The 11952-nt window shown below is 71.3% G+C and carries 8 protein-coding genes; 2 read left to right on the top strand and 6 right to left on the bottom strand.

The genetic code is table 11. The features are described 5' to 3' along the window. Nucleotides 1–52: 52 nt before the first annotated feature. Nucleotides 53–826 carry an alpha/beta hydrolase gene (locus tag O7612_RS09805; protein ID WP_282272421.1) on the bottom strand — a complete coding sequence of 258 codons (774 nt, stop codon included), beginning with the start codon at nt 824–826 and terminating at the stop codon, nt 53–55. Between the two features lie 197 nt (nt 827–1023). After that, nucleotides 1024–1986 carry a TIGR03557 family F420-dependent LLM class oxidoreductase gene (locus O7612_RS09810; RefSeq protein WP_282272423.1) on the bottom strand — a complete coding sequence of 321 codons (963 nt, stop codon included), beginning with the start codon at nt 1984–1986 and terminating at the stop codon, nt 1024–1026. A 426-nt stretch (nt 1987–2412) separates the two neighbouring features. Between O7612_RS09810 and O7612_RS09815 the strand changes: the two genes are divergently transcribed. Beyond that, complete coding sequence (locus O7612_RS09815; protein ID WP_282272424.1) at nt 2413–3801, top strand: cellulase family glycosylhydrolase; 1389 nt, start codon at nt 2413–2415, stop codon at nt 3799–3801. 89 nt (nt 3802–3890) lie between these two features. Here the strand turns inward: O7612_RS09815 and O7612_RS09820 are convergent, their stop codons facing one another. From O7612_RS09820 to O7612_RS09835, 4 genes are all read right to left on the bottom strand, one after another. After that, nucleotides 3891–6080, bottom strand: a complete 2190-nt coding sequence (locus O7612_RS09820) for an alpha-galactosidase (protein WP_282272425.1) — start codon at nt 6078–6080, stop codon at nt 3891–3893. Nucleotides 6081–6392: 312 nt separating this feature from the next. Then, nucleotides 6393–7313, bottom strand: a complete 921-nt coding sequence (locus tag O7612_RS09825) for a carbohydrate ABC transporter permease (RefSeq protein WP_067314823.1) — start codon at nt 7311–7313, stop codon at nt 6393–6395. Continuing rightward, on the bottom strand, nt 7310–8155 hold the full coding sequence (locus tag O7612_RS09830; protein WP_282272426.1) for a sugar ABC transporter permease: 846 nt from the start codon (nt 8153–8155) through the stop codon (nt 7310–7312). Before O7612_RS09830 ends, O7612_RS09825 begins: the two co-directional genes overlap by 4 nt. A 136-nt stretch (nt 8156–8291) precedes the next feature. Next, nucleotides 8292–9617, bottom strand: coding sequence for an ABC transporter substrate-binding protein (locus O7612_RS09835; protein ID WP_282272427.1), 1326 nt, complete (start codon nt 9615–9617; stop codon nt 8292–8294). Between the two features lie 281 nt (nt 9618–9898). On the opposite strand from O7612_RS09835, the gene O7612_RS09840 reads away from it, so the two are divergent. Next, nucleotides 9899–11947: a beta-galactosidase gene (locus tag O7612_RS09840; protein ID WP_282272429.1), complete on the top strand. Its 2049-nt coding sequence runs from the start codon at nt 9899–9901 to the stop codon at nt 11945–11947. The last annotated feature ends 5 nt before the right edge of the window (nt 11948–11952 follow it).

Consider the following 11952-nt stretch of genomic DNA (forward strand, 5'->3'; position numbering starts at 1 on the left):
GCCGAGGCCGCCGCCGAGGGGTCGGATCTCTGTGTCACCGAAGCGCATGGTTTCACCCTGCCGGAGTCGGGACGAGCAGGTCGCGGATCGCGTCGGCCACCCGCCCGGGGGCGGTGGTGAGCACGTTGTGGGCGGCGTCGGACACGGTGACCAGTCGGGCGTCCGGCACCAGCCGGGTGACCTCGGCACGCCACCGGGGCGGCACGATCGGGTCCTGCTCCCCGGTCAGCACCAGGGTGGGGGCGGTGATCCGGACCAGGTCCGCCTCCACCGCGTGGCGTACCGAGTGCGAGACGGTGGCGGCCACCCGCCAGGGCCGGGCGTCGAGGACGTCGCGGCACAGGATCGGCACCTGCCAGAGCGGCTCCCGCAGGCAGTCGACCAGCCACCGTCCGACCAGCCCCCGGCGGGACCGGGCGGTCGGGTCGCTGGTCGGACCGGCCAGCACCAGCGCCCGGACCGCCCCGGGGCGGGCGACGGCGAGAGCGGCGGCCACCTCCGCGCCGAACGAGTGCCCGACCAAACAGACCGGAGGCAGCCGGTACGCGTCGAGCCAGGCCGCCAGGTGGCCGACGTGCCGCCGGAGGTCGTAGGCGCGGCCGGGGCGGGCGCTCAACCCGAAGCCGGGCAGGTCCGGCACGTACACCGGGTGGGTGGTCCCGAGGGTCTCGGCCAGCGGGGTGAGGTAGCGGTGCGAGACGGCCAGCCCGTGCACCAGCACCACCGGTGCTGTCCCGGTGTCCGGGTCGACGCTGCGCCGGGTGTGCGTACGGAGCCGGTCGACGAGGCGGAACTCGCTGGTCAGCGCCGCTCTCCGCCGGGGCACGTCCGGCTTCGGGCTGACACCGGCCGTGGGGCGGGCCGGCACCGTACCCCCATCCGGGCCGGCGGCCGGGTGGGCCGCCGTGTCCCCACCCAGGCCGGCGGTCGGGCGCGGTGCAGCGAGGGCACGCCGCAGGGGGCCGGAGCCGGTCGGGTCCGGGTCGGGACCGGTACGCGACCCGTCCCGACCGGCCACCGTGGTCACAGTTCGCGGAGCCGGGGCAGCAGTTGCTCCGGCGCCCAGTCCAGGAACATCGGCTGGCTGTCCCCGCCCACCTGGACGATCGCCACGTGCGTGAAGCCGGCGTCGACGAAGGCGCGGAACGCCTCGACGTGCCGCTCGACGTCGGGGCCGCAGGGGACGCCCTCGGCGACGTCCTCCTCCCGGACGAACTGGGTGGCGGCGGCGAAGGCGTCCGGGTCGGGCAGGTCGGCGTTGACCTTCCAGCCGTTGCCGAACCAGCGGAACTGGTCGTGCACGATCTTGCGGCACTCGGCCTCGTCCGGGCCGTAGCAGATGGCCACCTGGCCGTAGCGGGGCTGCCCCGCGCCGCCCGCGTCGTCGTAGAGCTGGATGATCCGGGAGTCGGGTTCGGTGGCGACGATCCCGTCGGCGTACTCGGCGGCGAGCGCGGCCGACGACGGCCCGGACGCGGCCACGGCCATCGGGACGGGGCGTTCCGGCCGGTCCCAGACGAAGGCGTCGGGGACGTCGAAGTGGTTGCCGGAGAAGGTCAGCGTCTCGCCGTTGAGCAGGGGCCGGATGATCTGGAGCGCCTCGGAGAACATCTCGTGCCGCTGCTGCACGTGCGGCCAGCCACCCACCACGTGCTCGTTGAGGTTCTCCCCGGCACCGAGGCCGAGGGTGAACCGGCCGTCGGACAGCACGCCGATGGTGCTGGCCTTCTGCGCGACCACGGCCGGGTGGTAGCGGCGGATCGGGCAGGTCACGAAGGACATCAGCTCGGCCCGGCTGGTGGCGTGGGCGACCGCGCCCAGCACCGACCAGGCGTAGGGGGAGTGGCCCTGGGCGTCGAGCCACGGGTAGTAGTGGTCGGACATGACCAGCTGGTCGAAGCCGGCGGCCTCCGCCCGTACCGCGTGGTCGACCAACTGCTTGGGACCGGTCTGTTCGCACATCAGGGTGTAGCCGACGCTGACCATCCTGGTTTCTCCTTCCGGGAGACGATCGTCACCGGATACCCCTGCCCGGTGCCGGTCAACCTCGGTCGCCGCCGCATCACCCGACGGGGTGCCCACCGCTGGCGGCCCGCCGGTCCGGCGGGCCGCCCTTGACGGTGCCGGTGCCAGCGTCTAGCCTCCGACTTAACCGGTTCAGGCTGGTGGTGTCACATCCTGTGGTGGGGATGAAGGCCCCCGGTGGCGACCCGCGTCCGGCGTGGGTCGCCACCGGATCCGCCGCGAAAAGCCCGGTTACTTAACCGGTTGCCTTCCCGATCCCATCGGCCTACGCTGATCCGCACGCGGCCAGGGAGTCAGGCGGCGGCTGTCGGGCTACAGTCGAGCGCCACCGTCACCAGCATCGCCACCCCGCCAGGGCAACGGGGTCGACCCTTCCTGAGGAAACCCATGAAGAAGCGACTCTCCGTCGCCGCCGTCGCCCTGCTCACCGTCCTCACCGCCGTGTTCGCGTTCGGGCAGCCGGCCCAGGCCGCGGCCGGTTTCACGGTCTCCGGTGGCAAGCTGTACGACGCCAACGGCACCGAGTTCGTCATGCGGGGCGTCAACCACGCCCACACCTGGTACCCGCAGCAGACCACCTCCTTCGCCAACATCAAGGCGCTCGGCGCGAACACCGTGCGGGTGGTGCTGGCCAGCGGCGACCGCTGGACCAAGAACACCGCCGCCGACGTCAGCAACGTCATCTCGCTCTGCAAGGCCAACAAGCTGATCTGTGTGCTGGAGGTGCACGACACCACCGGTTACGGCGAGCAGGCCGGGGCGATCACCCTGGACCGGGCGGTCGACTACTGGCTGAGCATCGCCAGCGCCCTTCAGGGCCAGGAGCGGTACGTCATCGTCAACATCGGCAACGAGCCGTACGGCAACCAGGGGTACGCCACCTGGGCCACCGACAACGCCAACGCCATCAAGCGGCTGCGGGCCGGCGGGCTCACCCACACGATCATGGTGGACGCGCCGAACTGGGGTCAGGACTGGTCGTTCACCATGCGGGACAACGCGGCCGGGGTGTTCGCCGCCGACCCGCAGAAGAACACCGTCTTCTCCATCCACATGTACGGCGTCTTCGACACCGCCGCCGAGATCAGCGACTACCTGGGCCGGTTCCGCACCGCCAAGCTGCCCATCGTGGTCGGTGAGTTCGGCTTCGACCACTCCGACGGCAACCCCGACGAGGACGCCATCCTGGCGTACACCCAGGCCAACGGGATCGGCTACCTGGGCTGGTCGTGGAGCGGCAACGGTGGCGGCGTGGAGTACCTGGACATGACCACCAACTTCAACCCGGCCGCCCTGACCACCTGGGGCCAGCGGATCTTCAACGGGGTCAACGGCATCAAGTCGACCGCGAAGGAGGCGTCGGTCTACTCCGGCACCACCCCGCCACCGACCACCCCGCCGACCACGCCGCCCACGACTCCGCCGACCACCACCCCGCCGCCGACCACCGCGCCGCCGACCACCCCGCCACCGGCCGGTGGTTGCACGGCGACCTATGCGGTCACCGGCTCCTGGCAGGGCGGCTTCCAGGGTGAGGTGCGGGTGACCGCCGGCAACGCGGCCATCAGCGGCTGGACGACGAGGTGGACCTTCGCCAACGGCCAGACCGTCACCCAGTCCTGGAACGCCACCGTGAGCAGCAGCGGCAGCACGGTGACCGCCCGCAACGTCGACTACAACGGCCGGCTCGGCGCCGGGGCCAGCACCGCCTTCGGCTTCATCGGCAGTTGGAACGGCAGCAACCCGCTGCCCACGGTGACCTGCACCGCGAGCTGACCTCCTCCGCACCACCGGTGGCCGGGTCCGCACGGACCCGGCCACCCGCCTTCCCGGTACGCCCACCGCATCCCGCCGATAGACCGGAGTCAGTCGACGGCGTCGACCTCCAGCAGCAGCGCCTGCTCCGGGTGCAGGGCCGGCAGGTGCAGGCCCACCGTGGCCAGCACCGCACCGCCCAGCGTCACGGCGGGCAGCCAGCCGGGGGCGGTGATCTGCAACATGGCCGGCTCCGGCACCCCCTCGGCCGGGCGGACGGCGTACCGCCGGGCCGGGTCGAGGCCGGGTAGGCGGACCGGCCCGGGGGTCTGCGTGACGGAGGTGGCCAGCCGGGACACCGCGTACACCGCGCGGGACCGGTCGTGGGCCACCACCCCGTGCGCCTGCACGGCCGGGTCCGGGTGGTCGAGCCGGACCACCCGGCCGGTGTGCAGCAGCGGCCGGAGCCGCTTGTGCAGGGCCACCCAGGCGGCCAGTTCGGCCCGCTCGGCGGTGCTGATCGCGCCGATGTCCCACTCGATGCCGTGGTGGCCGAAGAGCGCGGTGACCGCCCGGAAGCCCAGGTCGTGCACCCGACCGGTGGTGTGCGAGCGTCCCGGGCCGATGTGTGTGCCGATCAGCTCCGGGGGCAGCAACAGGCCGGTCCACCGCTGGATCGACAGCCGTTCCAGCGCGTCGTTGCAGTCGCTGGCCCAGACCCGGTCGGTGCGCCGCAGGATCTCCAGGTCCACCCGGGCGCCGCCGGACGAGCAGCTCTCGATCTCCAGGCGCGGGTGCCGGGCCCGCAACTCGTCGAACAACCGGTAGGCCGCCAGGGTCTGCGCGTGCACCCCGGGCCGTCCGGCGTGCCCGGCCTCGGTGAGGTCCCGGTTGTGGTCCCACTTGAGATAGTCGATCCCGGGGTACTCGGTCAGCAGCGCGTCGAGCCGACCGAGCAGGTGCGCGTACGCCGCCGGGTTGACCAGGTCGAGCACCTGCTGGTGCCGCCACGGCAGGGGCAGCCGGCCGGGCGCGGTGAGCACCCAGTCGGGGTTGGCCCGGAACAGGTCGGAGTCGGGGTTGACCATCTCCGGTTCGACCCAGAGCCCGAACTGCATGCCGTGCCCACGGACGTGGTCGACGAGCGGTCCCAACCCGGTGGGCCAGATCTCGGCGTCGACCTGCCAGTCGCCCAGGCCGGCCCGGTCGTGCCGGCGGCCGGTGAACCAGCCGTCGTCGAGGACGAACCGCTCCACCCCCACCTCGGCGGCCCGGTCGGCGAGCGCCCGCAGCCGGTCCAGGTCGTGGTCGAAGTAGACCGCCTCCCACACGTTGAGGGTGACCGGGCGCGGTGTGCCGGGGTGTCCCGGGCGGGCGCGCAGGTGGGTGTGCAGCACGTCGCTGAGCCCGTCCAGCCCGGCGGTGGAGTGCGCCGCGTAGAGCAGCGGGGTGGCGTACTCGTCGCCGGGGCCGAGGACGATCTCGCCCGGGGCGAGCAGTTCCCCGCCGCCCAGGGTCGACTCCCCGGTCGGACGCCGTTCGGCGGCGGTCACGTGGTCACCGCTCCATGCGGTGTGCACCGCCCACACCTCGCCGTGGCCGAAGCCGAACCCGGTGCTGCCGGCGACCAGCAGCAGGGTGGCGTCGTGCCCGGTGCGGCCGTGCCGGCCCTCGCGGACCCAGGCGCCGAGCGGCCACGGGTGCCGCTGCGGCGCGCGTTCGCGGCACCAGCGCCCGGTCAGGTCGAGCAGTTCGGTGGCGACCGCCGGCACCGGCAGCACCGGCGTCAGCTCGCGTACCTCGTAGGGCTGGTCGGCGTCGTTGCGCAGCCGGTGCCGCAGGGTCAGCAGCCCGGTCGGGTCGAGGGTGAGCTCGACGGTCAGGCTCAACCCGACGCCCGGGTCCGACGCCCGCACGGTCACCCGCGCCGCGTCGTCCCCGTCGTCCCGGTCCCCGTCGTCCCCGTTGACGTCCTCGTCCCTGTCCCCCTCCTCGTCGACGTCGAGGCTGTCGAGCCGGAAGGCGGTGGACCAGTCCCGGCCGGCGCGGTGGCCGGCGAGGCCGGGCCGGCCGCTCCAGCCGGCGCTCGCCTCGGGCAGCAGGGACAGCACGGTCGGCGCGTCGAAGCTGCTCGGCACCACCGGCGGCACGGTGGCGTCGACCAGGGCTGGCAGGTCGTCGGTGGGCACCGGGCCGAGGTCGGCCCCCCAGTGCGCGACCCGGGGCAGCCCCGGGCCGCGCGCGTCGAGCACCAGGCTGGTGCGGCCCCGGCGCAGGTGGAGCACGGTGGGAAGGGTCATGGCGTTCATCTCCGGATCGGGGCACGTCGGCGGTACGGCACGACGGCGGTATGGGCACGTCGGCGGTACGGGCACGTCGGCGGTACGGGCACGACGGCGGCGTCGTCACTGTCGTTGCGGCGGCCAGGGGGACATCATTCGGGTGAGAGCGATATGCCTGGTGGTCATATTTATGCCCGCCAGGCATATCGCTCTCACGTCATCCATGCCCCCCACGCAGTCGGATACCCCAGCGTCGTGCCAGTGCCAGTGCCAGTGCCAGTGCCAGTGCCAGTGCCAGTGCCAGTGCCGGTGGGGCGGGCGGCGGGCGGGTCAGCCTTTGGACGCCCCCAGGGTCAGGCCCTTGACGAACTGCTTCTGCAACAGGAAGAAGATCACCAGGGTGGGGACGGCGACCAGCACCGAGCCGGCCGACACCAGGTTGTTGTCGGTGAAGAACTCGCCGCGCAGGTTGTTCAGCGAGCTGGTGACCGGGAACTTGTCGCCGGTGCGCATCAACACGGTGGCCCAGAAGAACTCGTTGTAGATCCAGGTCACCTCCAGGGTGGCCAGGGCCGCCAGCGCCGGCCGGCACAGCGGCATGGTCACCTGCCAGTACTGCCGCCAGATGCTCGCCCCGTCCACCATGGCCGCCTCGTACAGGTCGCGGGGGAGCGCCTTCATGTAGTTGCTCAGCACGAAGACACAGAAGCCGCACTGGAAGGCGACGTTGACCAGGATCAGACCCCAGTAGCTGTCGTAGAGCAGCTCGGAGTCGCTCATGAACTCGGGCAGCGGGACCTCGGTGAAGATCCGGAACAGCGGGATCAGCAGCGCCTGCTGGGGCAGCAGGTTGGCGGCGGTGAAGAGCCCGAGCAGGACGATGTTGAGCTTCCAGCTGAACCGGGCGATCACGAACGCCACGCAGGAGGCGAGGAAGAGCGTCAGCAGCACCGCCGGGACGGTGATGTAGACCGAGTTGAGGAAGTGCTTGCCGAACTCGGCGGTCCGCCAGGCGGTGACGTAGTTGTCCAGGGTCCACCCGCCGAACGAGACGTACCCGTTGGTGGCGGTGTACTCGTAGGAGCGCAGCGAGGTCAGCACCGCCCAGAGGATCGGGAAGAGCCAGCCGACGGCGACCGCGCCGAGGAACAGGTGCAGCACCACCCGGGCGGGACGCAAAGGCCGACGGCGCGGGGCCGGCTCTGCCGCCGGCTCCGACACCGGTGCACGGGTGGTGGTCGACGCGCTCATCGCCGGTTCTCCCTCATGACGACGGCCAGGTAGATGGTGATGAAGACCAGCGACACGGCCAGCATGATGGTCGCCAGGGCGGAACCGAAGCCGATCCGGCTCGCCTCGCCGACCACGTTCTGGGTGACCAGGGCGGAGATCAGCTCCAGGCCGTTGCGCCCCTTGTTGATCACCCAGACCAGGTCGAACGCGCGCAGTGACTCGATCACCGTCACCACCAGCACGATGATGTTGATCGGCCGCAGCACTGGGAAGACCACCCGGAAGAAGGTGCTGGTCTCCGAGGCCCCGTCGACCGAGGCGGCCTCGCGCAGCGACGGGTCGACGCCCTTGAGCCCGGCCAGGTAGAGCAGCATGATGTAGCCGACGTGCCGCCAACCGGCCGCGACCAGCACCGCCCAGATATTGACGTTCGGGTCGCCGTACCAGTCGGTCTGGCTGCCCAGGACGGCGTTGAGCAGCCCCTGGTCGCGGGAGTAGATGAGCTGCCAGACGAAGCCGATCAGCGCCAGCGAGAGCACCACCGGCAGGTAGAGCGCGGTCTGGTAGAACCGGCTGCCCCGGATCTCCTTGTCGAGCAGCACGGCGAGGAACATCCCGAACGGGGTGGCCACCACGAACAGCGCGGCCAGCCAGAGCAGGTTGTTCTGCATCGCCGGCACGAACGGCGGGTAGATGTTGATCACGTCGGAGTAGTTGCGGGTGCCGACCCAGTCGATCTCGCCCAGGGGGCCGATGCCGTCCCAGTCGGTGCCGGAGAGCGCCACGGTGGCCAGCGCGGGCAGCCAGACCAGGGCCACCACCAGCAGCAGCGGTACGACCACCATCAGAGTGATGACCACGCGGTCGGTACGGGACAGGAGCCGTAACCGCCGGCCTCGACCACCCCGTACGGGGGCGGTCGGGGCCGGCGACGCCACGGCGTGATCCGTCTGGATCAGGGGCAGGTCGGACACGACGGTCCTCCCCCTCTCGCCGTCAGCTGGTGAAGATCGACTTCTTCTGGTTCTCGATGCTGTTGACCAGCCCGTCGATGTCCCTGGGGTTCTTGATGAACTGCTGGAGCGCCGGGATGATCACCGTGGAGGCGAAGTCCGGCCGGGTGTCCCGGTCGAGGAACTGGGCGATCTCGGTGGCCGAACCGACCAGCTCGGCGGCCTTCTTCTGCAGGGCGGTGTAGCCGCTGGTGTCCGCGCCGCTGTTGGCGACCAGGGTGGTCGGGTCGTTCTTCACCGTGATGTCGGCGGCCTCCTTCGAGCCGACGAACTCCAGCAGCTTCTTGGCGTTGGCCTCGGACTTCGGCTTGCGGGCCAGCATGTAGCCGTCGATCGGCGCGTCCAGCGCCTTGGCCCCGATGGCGGGGTCGATCTCGGGGAAGGTGAAGAAGTCGATGTCGTCCTGCTCGTCGTTGCCGAACTGCTGGGCGACGAAGAGGCCGAGCAGGTACATGCCGCTCTTCTTCTGCTGCAACGACTGGGCGGCCTCCTGCCAGGTGCGGCCCAGGCTGTCCGGCTGGTGCAGCGGCAGCAGGCCGTTCCAGGTGTCGAAGACCTTCTTCACCTTGTCGGAGGTCCACGCCTCCTTGCCGGCCATCAGGTCGACGTGGAACTGGTAGCCGTTGATCCGCAGGTTGAGGATGTCGAAGGTGCCCATCGCCGGCCAGCCGTCCTTGTCGGCGAAGGCGATCGGGGTCAGGCCGTCCTTCTTCATCTGTGTGCTGAGGGCGGTGAGCTGGTCGAGCGTGGTCGGCACCTGGTAGCCGTACTGCTTCCAGACCGACTTGCGGTAGAACATCGCCCACGGGTAGTACGACGACGGCACGAAGTACTGCTTGCCGTCGTCGCCGGTGGACGCCTTCTTGAACGCGTCGGAGTAGCCGGAGAGCTTGCCCCACACGTCGCTGATGTCGCCGGTGAGGCCCTTGGCGGCGAAGAACCGCATCCGGTAGCCGGCGAACCACATGAACACGTCGTCCGGCTTGCCCTGGAGGTAGTTGTTGATGTTCTCCTGGTAGGTGTTGTGGTCCACCGTGTTGATCTTGGGAGTGACGCCGGACGCGGTGGTGAACCCGTCCATCACCTTGGCGATGACCGCCTTCGGCTGCGGGTCGGACTGGTTCGAGCCGACCGACACCTCCTTGCTGTCGCTGCCCGAGTCGGAGTCGGAGCCGCAGCCGGCGAGCAGCCCGGTGCCGAGCAGCGCGCCCGCGCCGGCCCCGGCGAGCAGGGAGCGTCGGCCGATGCCGGCGACGGAGGGCGGTACGAGCCGGGCCAGGTACTCGGCTTGGGTGCGGGGACGGGACATGGTGCCTCCTGCGGATGAAGAGGTGCGCTGCGCCCGAGGGCCGTCAGTGATGGTGGGGGAGGGTGGTTCGGGAATGCCAACATAGATCCACCGAGAACCAACATGGGCAAACACAAACTCCCGGTGGCGCTTGAAGCTACCCGTCCGTGCCGCGCTGTCAAGAGGGCAGCTCCGGATCGATATCCGAGCGTTGACAGGCGATCCAACAGGTAAACGTTGGAAAATCGACCGATGTTGGAAAGTGTTGACTTGATCGTCCGGTAGGGGCACGCTCTGCTCTCATGCGGCAACACGGCAGCTGGCAGGGCGACGGGATCCACTTCGGCGCCGACTACAACCCCGAGCAGTGGCCCGAGCGGGTCTGGACCGACGACGTGGCCCTGATGCGCCGGGCCGGGGTCACCCTGGTCTCCGTCGGGATCTTCTCCTGGGCACTGCTCGAACCCTCCCCCGGGCGGTACGAGTTCGACTGGCTCGACCGCGCCCTCGACGTCCTGCACACCGGCGGCATCCGGGTCGACCTGGCCACCGCCACCGCCAGCCCGCCGCCGTGGCTGGCCCACCGGCACCCCGAGACGCTGCCCCGGACCGCCGACGGCGCCGTGCTGTGGCCCGGCGGCCGGCAGGCCTACTGCCCCAGCTCGCCGATCTTCCGGGAACGCTCGCTGGCCCTGGTCGAGGCGGTCGCCGACCGGTACGCCGAGCACCCCGCCGTGGTGATGTGGCACGTCTCCAACGAGCTGGGCTGCCACAACGTGCACTGTTACTGCGACGTCAGCGCCGAGGCGTTCCGGGGCTGGCTGCGCGAGCGGTACGGCGACCTCGACCGGCTCAACGACGCCTGGGGCACCACCTTCTGGAGTCAGCGCTACCACGACTGGGCCGAGATCAACCCGCCGCGCGCCGCGCCCACCTTCGCCAACCCCACCCAGCAGCTCGACTTCCTGCGCTTCTCCTCCGACGCCCAGCGCGCCCAGCTCCGCGCCGAACGGGAGGTGCTCAAGCGGCGGGTCGGCCAGCCGGTGACCACCAACTTCATGGTCGGCATGGGCGTGAAGCACATGGACTACCACTCGTGGGCGTCCGACGTGGACCTGGTCGCCAACGACCACTACCTGACCGTCACCGACCCGAACGCCCACCTCGGCCTGTCGTTCGCCGCCGACCAGACCCGGGGCGTCGCCGGTGGCGACCCGTGGCTGCTGATGGAGCACTCCACCAGCGCGGTCAACTGGCAGCCCCGCAACGTCGCCAAGACCCCCGGCCAGCTCCGCCGCAACAGCCTCGCCCACGTGGCCCGCGGCGCCGACGGGGTGCTCTTCTTCCAGTGGCGGGCCTCCCGGGCCGGCGCGGAGAAGTTCCACTCCGCGCTGGTCCCGCACGCCGGCCCGGACACCAAGGTCTTCGACGAGGTCTGCCGGCTCGGCGCCGACCTCAAGGCCCTGGCCGAGGTACGCGGCAGCCGGGTCGAGGCCGAGGTGGCGATCCTGTTCGACTGGGAAGCCTGGTGGGGGGTCGAGCTGGACTCCCACCCGAGCGTCGACGTCACCTACACCGACCGGATGCGGGCGCTCTACGACGCGCTGTGGCGGGCCGGGGTCACCGCCGACGTGGTGCACCCGTCGGCCGACCTGTCCGGCTACCGGCTGGTCCTCGTCCCCACCCTCTACCTGGTCCGCGACGCCGACGCCGAGGCGCTGCGCCGGTACGTCGCCGGGGGCGGGACGGTGCTGGTGACGTACTTCAGCGGGATCGTCGACGAGCACGACCACATCCGGCTCGGCGGTTACCCGGGCGCGTTCCGGGAGCTGCTCGGGGTACGTACCGAGGAGTTCTTCCCGCTGCTGGCCGGTGAGCGGGTCACCCTCGACGACGGGTCCACCGCCGACGTCTGGACCGAGTGGCTGCACCCGGAGGGCGCCGAGGTGGTGGCGTCCTACGAGGACGGACCCCTGCCCGGGGTGCCCGCGCTCACCCGGCACCGGGTCGGCGACGGCACCGCCTGGTACCTGGCCACCCGGCTGGACGAGCCGGCCACCGACGCACTGGTGGCCCGGCTGCTCGCCGGGGCCGGGGTCCGGCCGCCGGTCGCCGCCCCGCCCGGCGTGGAGGTGGTCCGTCGCCGCGCCGACGACCGGTCCTGGCTGTTCGTGGTCAACCACACCGAGGGCGAGGTGACCCTCGACGTGACCGGCACCGACCTGCTCACCGGCCAGCCCTGCGGCGGGGCGCTGCGGGTGCCCGCCGGGGAGGTGGCGGTGGTCCGCGAGGAGCGGGCGGCGACCGGGGTGGTCCCAGCGGCTGAACCACCCCCGGCCGCAGCGGCCTGACCTGC

The sequence above is a fragment of the Micromonospora sp. WMMD987 genome (assembly GCF_029581435.1).
Classification (GTDB): Bacteria; Actinomycetota; Actinomycetes; order Mycobacteriales; family Micromonosporaceae; genus Micromonospora; species Micromonospora rifamycinica.